General features: G+C 49.8%; 16 protein-coding genes and 1 pseudogene. 11 read left to right on the forward strand and 6 right to left on the reverse strand.

The window, feature by feature from the left end; genetic code table 11:
* Nucleotides 1-25 precede the first annotated feature (25 nt).
* A complete protein-coding gene (locus tag BM200_RS25115; protein WP_091189436.1) occupies nucleotides 26-379 on the forward strand; it encodes a winged helix-turn-helix transcriptional regulator in 354 nt (117 codons plus the stop codon).
* 19 nt (nucleotides 380-398) lie between these two features.
* Here the strand turns inward: BM200_RS25115 and BM200_RS25120 are convergent, their stop codons facing one another.
* Together BM200_RS25120 and BM200_RS25125 are read right to left on the reverse strand one after the other, a co-directional pair.
* Nucleotides 399-908: a dihydrofolate reductase family protein gene (locus BM200_RS25120; RefSeq protein ID WP_091189438.1), complete on the reverse strand. Its 510-nt coding sequence runs from the start codon at nucleotides 906-908 to the stop codon at nucleotides 399-401.
* Between the two features lie 2 nt (nucleotides 909-910).
* The gene (locus tag BM200_RS25125) at nucleotides 911-1795 is read right to left on the reverse strand and encodes an alpha/beta fold hydrolase (RefSeq protein ID WP_091189439.1); all 885 of its coding nucleotides are present in this window, start codon (nucleotides 1793-1795) and stop codon (nucleotides 911-913) included.
* 143 nt (nucleotides 1796-1938) lie between these two features.
* On the opposite strand from BM200_RS25125, the gene BM200_RS25130 reads away from it, so the two are divergent.
* Complete coding sequence (locus BM200_RS25130) at nucleotides 1939-2301, forward strand: winged helix-turn-helix transcriptional regulator (RefSeq protein WP_091189441.1); 363 nt, start codon at nucleotides 1939-1941, stop codon at nucleotides 2299-2301.
* Nucleotides 2302-2407: 106 nt separating this feature from the next.
* Here the strand turns inward: BM200_RS25130 and BM200_RS25135 are convergent, their stop codons facing one another.
* Entirely contained in the window at nucleotides 2408-4072 is a 1665-nt protein-coding gene (locus tag BM200_RS25135) for a DUF2339 domain-containing protein (RefSeq protein ID WP_091189442.1), read from the reverse strand.
* Between the two features lie 196 nt (nucleotides 4073-4268).
* Between BM200_RS25135 and BM200_RS25140 the strand changes: the two genes are divergently transcribed.
* From BM200_RS25140 to BM200_RS25150, 3 genes are all read left to right on the forward strand, one after another.
* Nucleotides 4269-5585 (forward strand): alpha-L-fucosidase, encoded by a 1317-nt coding sequence (locus tag BM200_RS25140; RefSeq protein ID WP_091189443.1) that lies wholly within the window; start codon nucleotides 4269-4271, stop codon nucleotides 5583-5585.
* Between the two features lie 326 nt (nucleotides 5586-5911).
* Entirely contained in the window at nucleotides 5912-6538 is a 627-nt protein-coding gene (locus tag BM200_RS25145) for a nitroreductase family protein (protein ID WP_091189445.1), read from the forward strand.
* Between the two features lie 106 nt (nucleotides 6539-6644).
* Nucleotides 6645-7028 carry a winged helix-turn-helix transcriptional regulator gene (locus BM200_RS25150; RefSeq protein ID WP_091189447.1) on the forward strand — a complete coding sequence of 128 codons (384 nt, stop codon included), beginning with the start codon at nucleotides 6645-6647 and terminating at the stop codon, nucleotides 7026-7028.
* On the opposite strand, the gene BM200_RS25155 is transcribed toward BM200_RS25150, so the two are convergent.
* Nucleotides 7018-8079, reverse strand: coding sequence for an SDR family oxidoreductase (locus BM200_RS25155; protein ID WP_091189449.1), 1062 nt, complete (start codon nucleotides 8077-8079; stop codon nucleotides 7018-7020). The genes BM200_RS25150 and BM200_RS25155 overlap by 11 nt on opposite strands.
* 157 nt (nucleotides 8080-8236) lie before the next feature.
* On the opposite strand from BM200_RS25155, the gene BM200_RS25160 reads away from it, so the two are divergent.
* Entirely contained in the window at nucleotides 8237-8944 is a 708-nt protein-coding gene (locus tag BM200_RS25160; RefSeq protein ID WP_091189451.1) for a DNA alkylation repair protein, read from the forward strand.
* 148 nt (nucleotides 8945-9092) lie between these two features.
* Here the strand turns inward: BM200_RS25160 and BM200_RS25165 are convergent, their stop codons facing one another.
* Nucleotides 9093-12026: a family 78 glycoside hydrolase catalytic domain gene (locus tag BM200_RS25165; RefSeq protein ID WP_091189453.1), complete on the reverse strand. Its 2934-nt coding sequence runs from the start codon at nucleotides 12024-12026 to the stop codon at nucleotides 9093-9095.
* Between the two features lie 221 nt (nucleotides 12027-12247).
* Between BM200_RS25165 and BM200_RS25170 the strand changes: the two genes are divergently transcribed.
* Both BM200_RS25170 and BM200_RS25175 read left to right on the forward strand, forming a co-directional pair.
* Nucleotides 12248-12490, forward strand: coding sequence for a helix-turn-helix domain-containing protein (locus BM200_RS25170; RefSeq protein WP_091189454.1), 243 nt, complete (start codon nucleotides 12248-12250; stop codon nucleotides 12488-12490).
* A gap of 68 nt (nucleotides 12491-12558) precedes the next feature.
* Nucleotides 12559-12738, forward strand: a pseudogene (locus tag BM200_RS25175) (peptide deformylase); the annotation flags it as partial.
* On the opposite strand, the gene BM200_RS25180 reads toward BM200_RS25175, so the two are convergent.
* Nucleotides 12735-13469: an alpha/beta fold hydrolase gene (locus tag BM200_RS25180; RefSeq protein WP_091189457.1), complete on the reverse strand. Its 735-nt coding sequence runs from the start codon at nucleotides 13467-13469 to the stop codon at nucleotides 12735-12737. The pseudogene BM200_RS25175 and the gene BM200_RS25180 sit on opposite strands and share 4 nt — an antisense overlap.
* 181 nt (nucleotides 13470-13650) lie before the next feature.
* Here BM200_RS25180 and BM200_RS25185 point away from each other — a divergent pair, with 181 nt between their 5' ends.
* The 3 genes from BM200_RS25185 (at nucleotide 13651) to BM200_RS25195 (ending at nucleotide 17039) form a co-directional block, all read left to right on the forward strand.
* Nucleotides 13651-14421: a TerC family protein gene (locus tag BM200_RS25185; protein WP_091189459.1), complete on the forward strand. Its 771-nt coding sequence runs from the start codon at nucleotides 13651-13653 to the stop codon at nucleotides 14419-14421.
* Nucleotides 14422-14500: 79 nt separating this feature from the next.
* Nucleotides 14501-16042, forward strand: coding sequence for a hypothetical protein (locus BM200_RS25190; RefSeq protein ID WP_091189460.1), 1542 nt, complete (start codon nucleotides 14501-14503; stop codon nucleotides 16040-16042).
* A gap of 166 nt (nucleotides 16043-16208) precedes the next feature.
* Nucleotides 16209-17039, forward strand: coding sequence for a sugar phosphate isomerase/epimerase family protein (locus tag BM200_RS25195; RefSeq protein ID WP_091189461.1), 831 nt, complete (start codon nucleotides 16209-16211; stop codon nucleotides 17037-17039).
* Nucleotides 17040-17083 lie beyond the last annotated feature (44 nt).

Raw genomic sequence — 17083 nt, forward strand, 5'->3', positions numbered from 1 at the left:
TGATGCGGAAGAGGTGAGAGTTTTCATGAAACAATATTGCAAGTTCGAATCGGCGTTAGATATATTAATCGGAAAATGGAAGCCCGTCATTCTGCTTCAGCTTATTGCAAACGGTACGATGCGCTTCAGCGAGTTTCTAAAAGCGATACCGGATATTAACAAAAAGATGCTTACTCAGCAATTAAGAGAACTGGAATATAACGATATTGTGCACCGTGAGGTGTATAACCAGGTTCCTCCGAAGGTGGAATATTCGATCTCGGATTACGGCAAAAGTTTAAGCAAAGTACTGCAGGTCATGAACGATTGGGGAGCGACTCATACGGAACACATGGATGAGCTTTATGGAGCGGATCGTTTACAGAATAAGCAGGATTGAGCGACATGCAGAATGCAACTTACCGGCCGACAGCATAACGCAGCTGCACGACACCGCCGCCGAGCGGCTTGCAGTCCAGCAGCTCGACGTGCTTGAAGGCGTAGTTATCTTTGTCGATGACAAGATTTAGGCCCTTGCCTTCTAATACAGGCGCCACGTTGAAAATCACCTCGTCTGCCAGCCCCTGTTCGAGAAAGGAATTATGAATATCTGCGCCGCCGCTAACGAGAGCGGTCTGATGTCCCTTTTGCCGCAGATAGTCCAAGGCCTCTTGAGGCGACCTCACAACCTTCGCCCCGGGGAATTCCGCAGCATTTCTGGAAATGACGACGATGTCGACTTCGCCAAATGGCCCCGGGCCGCCACCGCCCCGCAACCCTTCGAAAGTCCGGCGTCCTGCAATAAAGTTACCCGCAGCCTTGGCCTGTGCCGCGAAGTCGTGCAACGCTTCCTTGGTCGGCGGGTTATCGGGACCCGATTGCGCATAATTGCCGTTAGCCGTTAACGTTGCCCATAAAATAGTTTTCATTATCATACTCCTCCTCGAGTTCTTTTCCTAATATTTCGAATGGATGCTGCAACCCGATCCGGCCGGTCCTCTTGTACATAGTGCGAGGAGTCGTCCAGAATTTCCGTTTCGTTCAACGGCAAATAGTGCTGCCATTTGGCCATCTGTCCGGGCGGAAAGCCGGCACTGTCCTTCGTCCCCCACAGAATTTGCGCAGGCAGATCAGACAAATTGGGCAGCTTTGATTCAATGCCGGCAAGCCATTTGCGTGCCTTGCGGATCTGCCTTGGAAAGACCCATGTCGGTATTCTGGACTTTGGGGTGGGGAACGGGTCTGTGTAAGCTTTTCGCAGGCTGTCGGTTATTTTGTTGGTCTGGTATATTCCGCCCGGAACGATGACTTTGGCGAAGAAATTGCGTCGTGTCTGAAGCCAGTACCCGATCGGCCATCCCCCCATAACAAGCGAGAACAATTTCATCGGCAAAATCTTTGCGGGCCAGGCCCATGTATTCATGACGACAATGCCGCGCAAGTTAGCGTGATGCTGTACGGCATAGTTCAGCCCAATTGGGCCGCCCCAGTCCTGAACGACTAGAATAATGTCCTTAAGATCCAAATGGCGGATCAGATGCTGTACGGCATCCGACTGCTCTTGCGGCGTAAAGCGGTAATCGTCAGGGGCCTTTGACATGCCAAATCCCGGGTAATCCGGAGCAATGAGACGAAATTCTCCTCGAAGCTCTTGGATCACATTCCTGTACAGATAGGACCACGTCGGGTTGCCGTGCAGAAGAAGAACCGTTGGTCCTTGCCCTTCATCCAGATAATGAACGTAACCGTCGCGGTAAGGCAGCCAGTGATCGGTGAACGGATACTCCGCCGGATCTACTTTAAAAGATCTATCCAAAATGAACCCTCCTTGCCAAGCAAATCATTAACTTATTTTTCCTCTTTGCTTGATTCACATCATAAAGGTTCTATGGTACATTTGAAAAGTAGTTACATTAAAGTGCAATAGTTTCAAAAAATGAACTATGGAGGAATAAAACAATGATGGACCGGTCTTGTCCAGGCACTGTGGAGCCCATTCTGGAGATTTTGGACGGAAAATGGATGCTGCTTCTCTTGTTCGAGCTGTTTAACGGGACTCGTCGATTTGGGGAATTGCGCCGCAAGCTGCAGCCCATCAGTCCAAAAACGTTAACAGACCGCCTGCGGTTATTAGAAGAGAAGGGGATCGTTACACGTACGCTTTATCCGGGCGTACCGCTGCATGTCGAATATGAACTGACCGAAAGCGGGCAGGGCTTGCAGCCGATTTTTGAGGCCATGTGGACATGGACCCAGCAGCATGGCGCATATCTGGGGAATGAGAAGAGCGGGGAAGAGCAGGGATCGGAAAAGGTGCTGTAAATGAATACAAATTTGGTAAACATGCAAAGAAACCATGCGTTCGTAAAAGGAGGCAACGCCTCCAATTGCGTCAGCATGGTTTCTTTTTACGTACAGTGCCGAAGCACTAATCTTTTTTGTAGAAGAATCTCGACAATAGGATGCCAATGAAGCCAAGTCCCATAAATAATATCGCTTTAGCAAGCAAAGATACGCTAGGCAAATCCATGAGAATGACCTTCATTAACGTCAGGAATAAGAGAGCGATGCCGGTCAGTCTTGCTTTCTTTATTTGCTTCTTCAATCCGTATCCAATGACTACGACCGAGTAGGCAACCCATGCTGCTGACACTGACAGATGCTGCGCATTCGTGCTGAAGTCCTTTGTTATTACATTCGTTACTTCGGTAAGGAAAACCAAGAAGGCTAAGCCAATGCCATACCACAGGATAATCAGGATATCCCTTGTGTTTTTGCCTATTTCGAATCGAGTTACGATTCTAATCAAGCACCCTAATGTTCCAAGCAACACAATCCAAATGAGCATTTCAACCGAAGCTATGCTGTCCAAATTTCCGATCACCTTCTCGAGTCCAATAACGCATCCAAGCAGATAAATCAGAAGGCCGTTTATTTTCTGCAATAAGGACTTCACAACGAATCCAAGCCATAAGGCAGCAGCGCCTTCGATTAATAAGACTACGGATACGGTTTCGGAGTGAAGAGAATTAGCCAAGCAGAATAATAGGGCATAGCTTGCAATGGTTAATGTGTAAGGCACTTTATCTTTGTGCTCGGGTTTCTTCAAGAACCATGCGGTTATTAAGGCGTACCCTGCAAACAGTGCAAGCATGACAATGTTAAATGGCAGATCCGAATAGGATAATTTGAACCAGACGACTGTCAGTGCGAAGCTCGGAACGAGCAATTTAAGCTGATGTTTCATTATCGTGGTCTTGAAGAAAATAGAGAGAAGCAACACCAATTGCTGAACGAATACTCCGATTGCAACAATGTCCTCATTTCCGCTTGCAATTAACGCATAGATCGCTAACGCCATTTGCAGCAATACAAAGGATTGATAGAACAAAGCAACAAATTTTCTTTTTACCGCAAAAATCATGAAGCTGATGAACAGCATGGATTCGTAGGTCACCAAGAATACGACTGAAGGATGATCGCTGTTCAGCAGGAATGGTATCAGAACGCCTGCTGCGCTCGCTAACATAGCAAGGGGCTGCGATTTCAGATGGTATGAGAACACTACTCCGAGTATGACGAGCAGGAAATTGATGAGAAATGCCGCAGGTACATTTATTAGTTCGTATAAGCCGTGGGCTGCAAACGTGGTGAGCATGCCAATGCCGATGGAGCCCCCTAATAGCACTTGCGAGAGCAACGGCCGCTTGGCCTTCTGCTGTCTGAATCCCGCGAATATAAAAGCCCCGCAAGCTAAATAACCTATAACTACGCGCATGGCTTCCGTTATAAATCCGCCGTCAACGGCTGCTTTAAATCCCCAAATCATGCCGATAAGAAGCACGAATAAAAAGATTCTTGGCAGCCACACTCTTGCAATCAGATGCTCCCAATCGGTCTTTTCTTTTCTGATTTCCTGTTTTTGTGCAGGATGCGCACCATATTCATGGCGAGTCTTCTTTAGATGATCGTTGCGTGCAGCCGGTGAGAGAGGTCTGTTAACGGGCAGTCTGCTCTGCTTCAATTCCGTTATTTCTTTTTCGAGCTCAGTAATCCTGGCTTCTAGTCTACTTACTCGATCATCAAGTTCCAATTAAGCAGCCTCCTATATTTCGTATTACAGGAAGTATTTTACTTGCCCGTATGGTTAAGCGCAACGAAATTGTAATCTTACTGCACCTCTAAAAAGATAATTTAATCCCCATACAAGCTAATTTATCGTCTATAGCTAATTACGATTCGTTGTTAGACTTAGCTTATATTCCGATGTATGGAGGCGTTAATCTAATATGAGCCAAACCTTAATTCAAGAGCGCACAGAACGTACCGAATGGTTCCTTCATGATCGCTTTGGCATGTTTATTCACTGGGGACTGTATGCGATACCGGCACGCGGGGAGTGGGTGCGAAGCGTAGAACGCATCAGCAACGAAGACTACCAGCCATACTTTGACGAATTCAACCCGGACCGCTACGACCCGAAGGCTTGGGCTAAAGCGGCAAAGGCGGCAGGAATGAAGTATGCCGTTCTGACGGCTAAGCATCATGACGGCTTCTGTCTGTTCGACAGCAAACTTACCGACTATAAATCGACCAACACGGCATGCGGCCGTGATCTTGTGCGGGAGTTTCTTGATGCTTTCCGTGAAGAAGGGCTGAAGGTCGGGTTGTACTACTCGCTGCTGGACTGGCATCATCCGGATTACCCGGCTTACGGCGATCGTATTCATCCCATGCGCGATAATGAAGCCTATAGACGTGACCCTGCCCGGTTTGGCGTCTACCTTGATTATATGCATGGACAAGTACGCGAATTGCTGACCGAATACGGCAAGCTTGATATTATGTGGTTCGATTTCTCCTATGACGATTTGAAAGGTGAGAAATGGCGGGCAACCGAGCTGATGGAAATGATCCGCTCCGAGCAGCCGTATATTATCGTCGATAACCGCCTGGAAGCAAGCGGTGAAGAAGGCGGCTCCATCTATACCGATAATCCGAGCATCTACTCGGGCGACTTTGCCTCGCCGGAACAGATCATTCCGCCTGCTGGCATCACGGACAACAATGGCCGTTCCATCCCTTGGGAAGCCTGCATTACGTTGAACAACAACTGGGGCTATGGCGCATCCGATCACACCTATAAGACCGCCAAGACGGTCATCCGCAAGCTGACCGAATGCGTCAGCAAGAACGGCAACCTGCTGCTGAACGTCGGTCCGGACGCAAAGGGCGAGATTCCGCTGCAGTCGCTGGTGGTACTTGAAGAAGTCGGTGAATGGCTGCGCAAGAATGGTGACAGCATTTATGGCTGCGGTGAGGCAGGCTTCTCGAAGCCGGAGTGGGGTCGTTATACGCGTAAAGGCAACAAGCTGTATGCTCATTTGCTTGAAGAAAGCGTGGGACCAGTTAACCTGGCGGGACTGGGTGACCGCGTCAAGAGCGCAAGACTGCTGGCGGACGGCTCGGAGCTGTTTGTTACCCGCCCGTGGAACGCAACGCTTTATCCGAATGACGCGTTCTTCAACTTTGCACAGCCGGAGCATTTCACGTATCCGCTCCCGGATGAGCGCAATACGGTAATCGAGATTATTCTAAAGGACTAGCATAGCATGATGAAGATAGAGACATCGCCTGTCTTGTCTTGCGCGATGTCTCTTTGCGTTGGAGCGGCGGAACATCCGCAAGCGGGGGCCTCTTCGGCATTGCCTTTTCCTCTTTAGACAAGAAAATGTGGTTTATGCAAATAAAAAGGGTTGCATTTTCATATTATATGTCTTAAAATTAAGATAATTAAATTAAAGGAATATGGGCAAGACAATAGACGAGCATACATCGCAACTGGAAGGTGCCTTTTTTTAAACTCCATATCTTAAATTTAAGATAATGAGATTTTGCTAAATTAATCTATTACATAGAGGAGGCGGGCGAAATGAGCGATTTCGTGTCCGTAGTTACAGAGAGAAGATCTGCAAATAAATTTAACAAAGGGGTATCCATTGAAGATAAGGAACTGAATGAAATCTTTGAGCTGGTGAAGTACGCTCCGTCGTCGTTTAATTTGCAGCATGCCCATTATATAGTCGTTAAGGATGAGGAGATCAAACAACAGGTTTATGAAGCTGCCAATAAGCAGTACAAGGTGCAAACGGCTTCCGCCGTCATTCTTGTTCTAGGACATATGGATGCGTATCTGAATGCAGCGGAGATCAATGAAGGACTGCTGAACCTGGGGGTTATCAATAAACAGGAGTTTGATTATGCCGTATCGTCTGTTCACGAGTTTTACGAAGAACGCGGCGAGGCCTTCAAGCGGGATGAGGCTATCCGGAATGCCAATCTATCAGCGATGCTGTTTATGCTCGCGGCCAAAGAAAAGGGCTGGGACAGCAGTCCTATGATAGGCTTTGACCCTGAAGCCATGATGAAGGTGCTGCAAGTTCCGGATCGTTATGTGCCCGCGCTGCTCATTGGAATCGGGAAAGAAGATCCTTCAAACCGCAGAATACGCGGTTACCGCAAGCCGGTCGGAGAGTTTGTCAGCTTTGAGCGGTTCTAAGACTTTAAAGGGCGTCCTGCATAGGGCGCCCTTAACTTCTTTCTCGGAGCGGTACTCCAAACGGAGGTGAAATGGTAAAGTTAGACATAGGAGGCGATCCGAAACCATGCAGAATGAGGAGAAAACTTATAATACCGCTGTTGAAGTAACTCTTGAAGTGATCGGAGGCAAGTGGAAGCCGGTTATCTTATTTCATCTCACCTTCGGCAAGAAGCGTAATGGTGAGTTCATGCAGCTGATCCCTGCTATTTCGCAAAAAGTACTGACACAGCAGCTTGGGGAACTAGTGAGGGACGGGATCATAAACCGCATTGCTTATAATCAAATACCTCCAAAAGTGGAATATGAGTTGACGGACTATGGGTGGAGCTTGAAAGAAATCCTGCATGCCATGTGCCGCTGGGGTGACGGGTATATGGATAAGAAGTACGGCGACAAAGGCAAGATTCTTTTCAAACCTCCGGTATCTGAAGAGGAGATCACGGAATGATCTTCCGCTGCCGGAAGTCTTCAAATATGTCCATAAACATTTTTTCCGTATCGATAAAGTCATGGAAGCCGAAGCGCCGGGCTTTGGAGCCGTCTGCAAAAAAGTCATAGTCCCAAGAGAACACGAAATCCCCGAAACGCCACGATGACACGTCTTTATAGCTGATTTTCTGCAAATCGTATTTATCGACCATGGCATTCCAGAGCGGTTCTTTGTCAGCCATAACGACATCCAGCGACATTGGTAACGGAGGGGCGGTCTCAAGCCCGAAATAGGCGGCAATCTTCGGCCAAAGCTCGTTCCACCGGAAGAGGTCGCCGTTCGTAATGTTAAAGGCTTGATTCGCGCAGCGTTCATCGGTGGCTGCCCACACTGTCGCGCGGGCAAGCAAATTCGCGTCTGTCATTTCCAGCAGGCTATGGTAAGCACCGGGCTTTCCCGGGAAACGAAGCGGCAGACCAAGCTCCTTCGACATGGAAGCGTAGATGGCGATAACCATCGCCAGGTTCATGGGATTGCCCAATGCAAACCCGGCAACGACGGAAGGGCGAAGGGCTGACCAGGTCCAGCTGCTTCCCGGCTGCCGTTTCTCAAGAAACTGCTGTTGGTCGACATTAAATTCAGGCGGCATGTGATAAGCATCCGTCTCCCGTGCCGGCGTCTTGAAGGGTCCTAGATGCGCACCGTACACTTTATAACCTTGCATGAGGCTGATATGCTGCAAATTTGGAGCGATTGGTTCAATGGCGTTGACAACATTCACGAGCATGGAAAGGTTAGGGACGACAAGTTCAGCCCATGTAGATCGATCCTGATAAGCCGCATAAAAGATATGCGTAACGGCGGTTAGTCCACTTAACTTCTCGCGGGTGTCTTCTTCATCGAGAAGATCAACGGCGATATACCGCGTCCGGCCAGAAGCCTCTCCGCCGCGCCGAGATACTCCGATAATATCCCATTCGGGAAGCGTCCTCAGATAATCGATAAGATTCCTTCCGATAACTCCGTTTGCTCCAACGACAAGAGCGGTCTTTGGCGTATCCTTTTTCATATTCCATTCCTCCTCTGCTTCTTGATGACTATTGTGAAACAGAACAGAGGTGCTGTGAAGTACGCACTTTCAGCTCATATACGCACTTTCAAGTAACCTTGTATGGTATATTCAAGGAAGAGAGCTATTTCCCCAATAACCAAAGGAAGTGCGAACAATGAATCTAGAAGAGGTCATGCAGGAGCTTGAAGGGCTTAGCAAGGAACGAACCAAAAAGATCTACTTATCCAATGGCGCGCACGAACCGCTGTTTGGGGTGGCTACGGGCGAGATGAAGCCTATCTTCCGGAAAATAAAACTTAATCAGCCGCTGGCCGAGCAGCTCTATGCGACAGGGAATTATGACGCGATGTACTTCGCCGGGATCATTGCCGACCCGAAGGCGATGACGGAAGCGGATTTCGAGCGGTGGATTGACGGCGCGTATTTTTACATGCTGTCGGACTATGTGGTGGCTGTAACGTTGTCTGAAGCGGATATTGCGCAAGAGGTGTCCGATAAATGGATTGCAAGCGGTGAGGAGCTTAAGATGTCGGCGGGCTGGAGCTGTTACTGCTGGCTGCTCGGCAATCGTCCGGACAGCGAGTTCTCCGAGGAGAAAATCGCGGGTATGCTGGAGCTTGTGAAAGATTCGATTCATGATGCGCCTGAACGCACGAAATACGCGATGAACAATTTCCTGTACACCGTAGCCTCATCCTATCTGCCGCTCCATGACAAGGCGGTTGAGACCGCAAAGGAAGTAGGTCCGGTAGAGGTTGGCAAGGGTACGGCGAAAAACAAGCTTATCAACGCTTCCGTTAATATTCAGAAGGCGGTAGACAAAGGGCAGCTCGGCTTCAAGCGTAAACATGTAAGATGTTAATCTCTTTATCCAGCCCCATCAGGTTTATTGGTTACTTTATCATCTCGGTTAGCGTGCTGATTGGCGCATCCATGTTGCTTCTCAGCATTTTTCGATAATACATAAAGCCCCCGCACCTACGTAAGGAGCGGGGGCTTTGCTATATCTTTTACAGTGTCTTCACCCGACGAATCGTTACGGCGCATGCTGCCGGGACCCGAATATCGAGCTCGATCAGCTCGGGAGCGGTAACGGTGAGCTCGGTTAGGCTGCCATTCCCGGCTTTCCAGCTTACCTCCACGCAACCGTCCTGCGGCAAAGGAACGGTTCCCTTGGCCCAGCTTAAATCTCCGATCTGCGGTTCGATAATAACCTTCGTCCACCCCGGCGTGGCGGATCTAACTCCCAGCACATAGGCACCAAGGAAATATCCCGGTGCGGCAGACCAGGCATGGCAATGGCTGCGGGTCAGATCATTTTCGTTCGCGCGGTTCATGGTTGTATGTCCATACATTTCCCAGCATGTCGTTGCATCGTTATCAAGCATGAATCCGTAGTTCGTGCGCATGTCGTCGAGCATCCATTGCAGGTTGCCGTTTGCCATTAACGCCTCGTAATAGAAGAAGGACATAAACGGACTTCCGACGGGTACGAATCCTTCCGGTGTAGCTGTTAAGTATTCCTTCAAGAGCACTTGGCGTTCTTCATCCGCGACGTCCGCGAGGAGCGCCATGACTTGCGTCTGCATGCTGAAGATAGTCGAACGGCGGCCCCCCGGATGAATACAGTCGAGATAGGCACCGCGCTCCTCGCTCCAGAGATGCTGATTAATCGCGGCTTTCATTCTAGCGGCGCGCTCCGTGTATTTTGTCCCCTGTTCAGGTACCCCGGCGAATGCAACAATCGCGGCTGCGTCCTCCAGAACCTTCTTCAGCATGACATTCTGATGCGTAACAATTCCGTCATCCGGCTGGTCGATTGGCGCCCAGTCCAGCAGGTTCCACCCTTTCATATCAAGCAGATCATCCGCGTTCAGAAGCTTCAGATAATGATCTAACGTGAATAAGACCGATGGGAGTATCTCAGCTGCAAATTCGCGATTGCCTGTATGCTCGGCGTATTCCCGGCAGGCGACAATCCAGAAGAACGTCCAGTTCGGAATGACGCTGGTCCAGGCGCTTGGTACCTGGTCGCCGTAGAGCGGCGTCTGGAACGCAGAGCCGGGAACCAAACGAAGGCAGCGTTCCACGATATCCGTTCCCCCGAACGCGTAGTAGTTGACGAGCGCTTCATTGCGGCTGTCGCCTACCCAGAAAGTCTGCTCATAAGCCGGACAATCCACGAAGGTGTCCTCCATGCAAAGCTTGGTTGTATGCTTGGCAATATCCCAAATCCGTCCCAGCCTATCATCCGAGCATTGGAAGCTTCCAATCTCCGGTGCGGGATAGTTGCTTTGGATGATCCGCACACCGCGGATACGAACCGGACTTGTAGCGCCACGGACGGTGACGATCAGGTAACGCAGCCCTCTCCGGACAGGGGAGGAATAACGCTGAAACCCTTGCCTTGTCACATAACGCAGTGTATTGTCCAGACCAAATGTATGTTGGATATAGGTATCCTTCCGGTATTCAATGCCGTACCAATCAATCGTAACTCCTGCCTCGGCCTCCAGCTCGAATTCAAGGTATCCGCTCCACTCCTTGCCGAAATCGAGCATAAATTCCGTGTCCGCGTTGTTAAACACGGGCACAATTCCCGGATCGGAGGAGGCTGCCGCAATACGCTGCAGACTGGCCGGAACGGCGTACGCATCGGATTCGCGTTTGGCGAATTGCGGCATAAACGCATCTTCGCCGTTAGCATGGCTATGCGGGACAGGCTCGACCGGATATGCTGTAGCCCGCAGCTCTTCAATTGTTGCGATAGAGGCGATTCGGTCCTCGAACTCGGTCTTTGCAGCCTTCCATGCTGCAAACTTGTCGTACTGTACCACGTAATCGATGCAGGTGTATGTATAGGAAGGACCAATACGTACGAATGGAGACATCGTCCCTTCCGCATGGACGAACTCCGCCTCCAGAGGCGAGACCCACTCGATCTCTTGATCCGCATCGATGCCTATCCGGTTGCTATGGCCGTGTTCGGGCCCAAAAACGGTATACAGCAAGACATGCTCGCCTGCCGGCAAATGGGCGCGAAGGGTTGCAAGAGGGGCTTCGCCTTCCATATCCTCTGCCGAATATACCTGCTCTCCCAGCCTGACCATGCCTAGTCCGCCAACGTGGAACATGACCTTTACGTCCGAAGCTTCCTTCAACCGGAGTGTGGTCATAAAGGCGCCGCAGAAGCGGATATGATTGGCATTCTCTTCGCCGGGAGCTTTCATAAGGGCATACGCATCGATAAAAGCAGTAAGCCTGTATGGGACAACCCGATTTAACGAGATGACACGCGCAGGCAGGACGGGCTCCTCCGTCAAATACGGAATATCTCTCGGATGCAGCCGCACCCAGGGCTCCATTCCGGCTTGGCCAATAACCTCCGCCTGCTGCCAATGCTTATCCGAATAATCGGATGAGGTCCAGTCCTCTGCAAGCTTTCTTCCGTCGATCCGCTCCGAGTAGGCAAGCTGACAGGACATCCGCGCCATGGCCGGATCTTGACCCTCATGCAAGGACGTAAGCCAATCGGCTCCGGTCTTGGCGAGCGTAATCTCCCCATCCTCCGAGAGTATGTCTAATTGGGCAAGCAAGCCGCCGCGTCCTCTCAAATAGGTAAAGGTAGAGACGCCATAATGCATCACTTGCACCGCAATGGTATTCACTTCGCCCCGGCGCAGCAGATGCCCGACTTCATATCCGTCATAGAAAATATCCGTGGAGAAGTAACGAACAGGACCTCTGCCGACCCTTGTTCCATTGACGTATAGCTCGTAACGGGAGTCTGCCGTAATCCATAAGACAGCCTTCGCCAGTGCTTCCAAATCCAGAGGGCAGCTGAAGGAGGTTCTGAACCAACGCCACTCGTTACGGGGACTTTCCTCAGATCCTCCCCAAATCCAACTTCCTTGCCATGGTGTGTTCTTTGCAGGGATTGCCATGATAGTTGTTGTTCCTCCTATAGTCTGGAGATTTTTGTTGAAGTGATCGAAGTGCGGGCATCGTGCGCCGTGGTGTTTACCTTTTATACTAATCAATCCGGAGAGGAAAGAATAGATCGGATCTCATCAAATAATTGTCCGATTTTAATGAATTGCATAAATGTGATATATTAGGCATTACCTAATAAAATAAGTTATTACCTAATATCAGAGGTGATGAAATGCTCGTATGGATGCTAAGAAAAGTAATGGCAGACAGACAAATTTGGACAGGTGCGGCTTTAGCGAGGTTATTAAGGGAGAAGGCAGATTACAATCTGACTCCGGCCTCTATAAGCGCTCTGTTAACCCATCAACCGAAGCAAATGAAAGCAGAAACGCTCGATGCTCTTTGTACGGCGCTCGAGTGTACGCCTAATGACTTGTGGGTCTATACGCCGCCGCATAAAGTGAAAGGAGCCTGACCATGTCGGTGAAACTCATCTTGCCTTTTGGCGACCCTATCTTAAGAAAAACAGCAAAGCCGGTTGTCGAGACCATCACCCTTGAAGGAGAAGGATACCTCGCCCGCTGCATGCAGCACGAAATCGATCATTTAAACGGAGTATTGTTCGTTGACCATGTTCAGGATAGATGGCTCTATCATGAAGAGTCACAGCAAAAGGTAAACGTATGGGATGTTAGGAAGCTGACCAACCAAGCGTTTAATTAGGGCTGCACACACTCCCGGATCGTTTGAATGACGAGGTCCGGCTCCGTGAATTGCGGGAAATGTCCGCTGCGCGTTGCTAGGACCTGTTTGCCGTGTTTGCTTAGCTGTACGAGGTCCAGCTGATTCTTCATTCGAATGTCAAAGGCCTGCTTCGGCATCATCGGAGGTTTGCTTGTTCCTGTCACAACAAAGAGAGGGATGTCAGGAAAAGGTCCGGCCTGCTCCAATTGCTTCGCTGTCTCCTCTACATAGTGAATTTCATTCCACTTTCTGGAGGGAGAGAGGGCATCAAATCCGCTTAGAAAACGGTTGATAAGGCGGATCAAAGCAGGCTGGGTATCGTTAATCGCCAGATCCAGCGGATGGCTCGCTTCAAGGAGCACAACACCGGCAATATGGCCCGGGAACTCGCGGGCAAATAAATGGGCATACAATCCCCCAAGCGAATGCCCGACAAGAATATAAGGGGGAGGCAGCTTGATCGCATCAAGCAGCTCCCTCAGAGACGATACAATAGCCGCACCGTGCTGGGGACTGGACGGCCGATCGCTTTTACCCACTCCCAGGCGATTATAGGCCAGCACGGTAAAATCATCAGCCAGTGCATGATAGATTTTGTGCCAGCCCTCAACAGGACCGCTTCCTCCGTTCATTAGGATGATCGCGGGTGTTCCTTTCACCGAAAGTGCGTACTCCAGTGCCCCTTCTTTTTTCTTAATCATAGACCTCATTCTCTACCTCCGTACCCTGTTCGTTCGTTTCTCCTGATACGCATTCTCCTTCCATTTGGTTCCAGTTCAAATTTTTTGCGAAAAAATTGAAATCCTATGGCCATTTCGTACGTATATGCATTGACGGTCAAGAGAAGATTATTGCTTATACCGATTATGTTCGAAGAGAGGGGAATCCACGTTGGAATCAATCTGGCTGGAGTATGCGTGGGCGTTACTAATCCTTATAGGCTTGGAGGGTTTATTGTCGGCGGACAATGCGCTGGTGCTCGCGATTATAGCGAAGCATTTGCCGGATGATCAGAAGAAAAGAGCGATCAACTACGGCATCATTATGGCTTTTGTTTTTCGTTTTGGCGCTCTTTTTGCGATATCTTTTATTGCAAATGTCTGGCAGGTACAAGCGATTGGCGCAGCCTATCTTCTTTACCTGGGTTTAAAGCACATCATTCAGGCACGGTTTGGCAAGAAGAACGAGGATGTTCATAAGGACGAAAAACAAAAAGCGGGTTCAGGCTTCTGGCCTACGGTAAGCAAGATTGCTCTGGCAGACCTTGCCTTTGCCATTGACTCGATTCTTGCTGCGGTAGCTCTAGCACTCGGATTGCCTGATTCACCGCTTGGCGAGTTTGGCGGAATGGACGGAGGCAAATTTATTGTCGTGCTGCTTGGAGGAATTGCAGGGCTTATCTTGATCAAGTTTGCAGCTACCTGGTTCGTGAAGCTGCTTGCCGATCGTCCGGCCCTTGAGACTACGGCGTATGCAATCGTAGCATGGGTAGGAGTCAAGCTGGCTGTCATTACACTGGCTCACGAGGATATTGGCCTCCTGGATCATGATTTCCCGCATAGCACGGGCTGGACGGTTGTCTTCTATGGTGTTTTGGTTGCCATTGCGCTTCTGGGCTGGTTTGCGCCGGGCAAGAAACAGCAGAAGGCTGAGGCATCCTAACGGGAAGAATCGTAAAAAAGCTGTTATTGAGGTAAGATAGGAGGTATTGTGCAAAGTTCAGAAAGTAGGTTAAGGATAAATGACTATTCAAAACAAGCAGCGTTACCGCTTCAGTGAAGCGCCGATCTGGAATATTCAGCGGGAATATTACGAAAAAGAAGGTTTAAGGGCCTGGAACAACGATCAGGTGCCTCAATATATAACGAGCAATCCCATGATCGCAGCGGCCTATGCCGAGATGATCTTCGGTTTTCTGCAAGACCGGGCCAATCAAGAAGGGTCTGTTCAAATTGTGGAGCTTGGAGCAGGAGCGGGCCGATTTGCTTTCCATGTGCTGCATGAGTTGTGCCAGCTGGTAGACTATGCGGGTATTCCGCTGCCAGCATTCCGCTATATCATGACAGACCTGGCCATGAGCAATGTGCTAGCCTGGCAGAAGCATCCGGCCCTGCAAGCTTTTATCGCGCGGGGAATGCTTGATTTTGCTCCCTTTGATGCCGTTCATGATACAGAGCTGAAGCTGATTGTATCCGGAGAGACAATCGGCAAGGGAGATGTAAAGCAGCCTTTAGTCATCGTCGGGAACTATTTCTTCGATGGAATTCCGCAAGAGCTGCTTTATGTGGGTGAAGGTCAAATTTATGAGACCGACGTGATGGTTGAATATCCGGAAAATAGGGAATCCCTGAAACCGTCCGAGCTGTTGACTCAAATCGCTCTAAGCTACGAGCACCGGAGGGCGCCGGCGTACGAGGAAGAAACTTATCCGTACCGTGACGTCATAGCGGTCTATCAGGAGCAGCTTGAAGATTCGCATATTGTATTCCCCGTTGCCGGATTAACTTGCCTGGATCGGTTAAATCAGCTGTCACAAGCCGGTTATTTGTTGCTGACGGCCGATAAAGGAGATCATCTGCTTGATAACTGGAAATTCGCAGACCCGCCGGAGCTCGTCCTGCACGGCAGCTTCTCTCTAACGGCTAATTACCATGCGATTCAACAGGTGCTGGAGAATCAGGGTGCCTTGGTGTTATTTCCCCAACACCACTACGAGAATATAAATGTGGGCTGCATGATCCATGTGGATTCGCCGGAGAGCTGTCTCCAGACCCGATTAGCTTATCGCCGGTTTGTAGAGCGCTATGGTCCGGATGATTTCTACAGCTTGAAGATCTGGGTAGACCGCAACCTGGAGAGCATGGAGCTGCGGCATATTTTGAGCTTCTGGCGCCTCGGCGGCCATGACGCGGAGTTTTTCATCCAGAGCACGAAGCAGATTTCGAGTCTTCTGGCGGATGCCTTGGATGAAGAGAAGGAAGATATTTTGCTCGGGATACGGATTATGTGGTCTTCGTATTATGTGATGGAGCAGAAGTATGATCTTGCTCTTGAAGCGGGATTGCTGCTGTTTGAAATGGACATGTATGAGGAATCCAAGCATTTCCTCGAAATCTCGGTCAAGGAAGACGAAGAGGAGATTGTATCTACCGTATTTTATTGCCTGGCCATCTGCTGTTTCGAGCTGGAATTGGTGGATGAGGCTCTGCATTACTTAAGAGAATTAATAAGGCTTGAACCGGATCATGAAGAAGCCTTGGCGTTAATTCAAAATTTTGAGTAGGTAACATAAGGAACCCGGCGCTTTAACCCGATAGACAAGCACTTTGTTTTTAAAGTGGCTATCTTTCGGGTTAGGCGCGCGGGTTTTTCCTTTTTACGTTCCAGGAGATACCAAGTATAATGATAGACAAAGTAGATTTCAGATGAAACGTGAGAGGATGGTAATCATGTCAGTCGGAATTTTAGCTCATTTGCTTGGAACGTTGCCTTATAAGGAATTGGCGGCGAAGGTTGCTGCACAAGATTTTCCCTATGTACAGCTGGCGCTTGCAAAAGCGTTCTCGGATGTAGATTCCCGGCTTGGCAAGCTAAGTCCCGGACTTGCTCAGGAGGTAGGCGGAGCATTTGCGGAGCAAGGTGTGCGCATCGCGGTACTGGGCTGCTACGCAAGTCTGGTTGATCTGGATGATGACGTATTCCGTCATAATGTAGACCGTTTCAAGGAGCATCTTCGTAGCGCCAGGCACTTCGGCGCTCCCATTGTAGCGACCGAGGTCGGCGGCGTAACCGATCCGGAGCGTCGCGGCCAGCATGTCGAACGGTTAAACCGGGCGCTTGAAGAGCTGGTCGAAGAGGCAGAGCGGTGGGGCGTGACGATCGGTCTGGAAGCTGCACAGGGACATATGATCGATACAACGGAAACTCTGGCTGAAGCCATTGAGCGGTTCCCGTCCTCTTGTGTTGGCGTTGTGATGGATCCTTGCAACTTAATGAACCCCGCGCGGTTCGAGAATCAGGACCATACGATGCGTGAAGCCTTCCGCCTGCTTGGCCCTCGCATCGTGAGCGCACATGTGAAAGACCTGCGCCGCGCAGCAGACGGTACGTTGACCGAGACGGCAGCCGGCTCTGGTGAGCTGAACTATCCGCTATTCTTCGAGCTGCTTGAGCAGTACAAGCCGTATGGCTTTGCGACAATGGAAGCAGTAAGCGAACCGCAGATGGCCGATGCAGCACGTTTTGTCCGGGAAGGCCGGTTGGCAGCTAGAAGCAGATGAATATAAATGGGAAACTTTTGCCGGGAGTGTTCTTTTGTGTTTAA

Source organism: Paenibacillus catalpae (assembly GCF_900112695.1).
In the GTDB taxonomy this organism is placed as follows: Bacteria; Bacillota; Bacilli; order Paenibacillales; family Paenibacillaceae; genus Pristimantibacillus; species Pristimantibacillus catalpae.

Excerpts from the sequence above, each read along its gene's own strand:
- BM200_RS25115 (WP_091189436.1), top strand. The coding sequence starts at position 26 with ATGAAACAATATTGCAAGTTCGAATCGGCGTTAGATATATTAATCGGA.
- BM200_RS25120 (WP_091189438.1), bottom strand. The coding sequence starts at position 908 with ATGAAAACTATTTTATGGGCAACGTTAACGGCTAACGGCAATTATGCG.
- BM200_RS25130 (WP_091189441.1), top strand. The coding sequence starts at position 1,939 with ATGATGGACCGGTCTTGTCCAGGCACTGTGGAGCCCATTCTGGAGATT.
- BM200_RS25140 (WP_091189443.1), top strand. The coding sequence starts at position 4,269 with ATGAGCCAAACCTTAATTCAAGAGCGCACAGAACGTACCGAATGGTTC.
- BM200_RS25145 (WP_091189445.1), top strand. The coding sequence starts at position 5,912 with ATGAGCGATTTCGTGTCCGTAGTTACAGAGAGAAGATCTGCAAATAAA.
- BM200_RS25150 (WP_091189447.1), top strand. The coding sequence starts at position 6,645 with ATGCAGAATGAGGAGAAAACTTATAATACCGCTGTTGAAGTAACTCTT.
- BM200_RS25155 (WP_091189449.1), bottom strand. The coding sequence starts at position 8,079 with ATGAAAAAGGATACGCCAAAGACCGCTCTTGTCGTTGGAGCAAACGGA.
- BM200_RS25160 (WP_091189451.1), top strand. The coding sequence starts at position 8,237 with ATGAATCTAGAAGAGGTCATGCAGGAGCTTGAAGGGCTTAGCAAGGAA.
- BM200_RS25165 (WP_091189453.1), bottom strand. The coding sequence starts at position 12,026 with ATGGCAATCCCTGCAAAGAACACACCATGGCAAGGAAGTTGGATTTGG.
- BM200_RS25170 (WP_091189454.1), top strand. The coding sequence starts at position 12,248 with ATGCTCGTATGGATGCTAAGAAAAGTAATGGCAGACAGACAAATTTGG.
- BM200_RS25180 (WP_091189457.1), bottom strand. The coding sequence starts at position 13,469 with ATGAGGTCTATGATTAAGAAAAAAGAAGGGGCACTGGAGTACGCACTT.
- BM200_RS25190 (WP_091189460.1), top strand. The coding sequence starts at position 14,501 with ATGACTATTCAAAACAAGCAGCGTTACCGCTTCAGTGAAGCGCCGATC.
- BM200_RS25195 (WP_091189461.1), top strand. The coding sequence starts at position 16,209 with ATGTCAGTCGGAATTTTAGCTCATTTGCTTGGAACGTTGCCTTATAAG.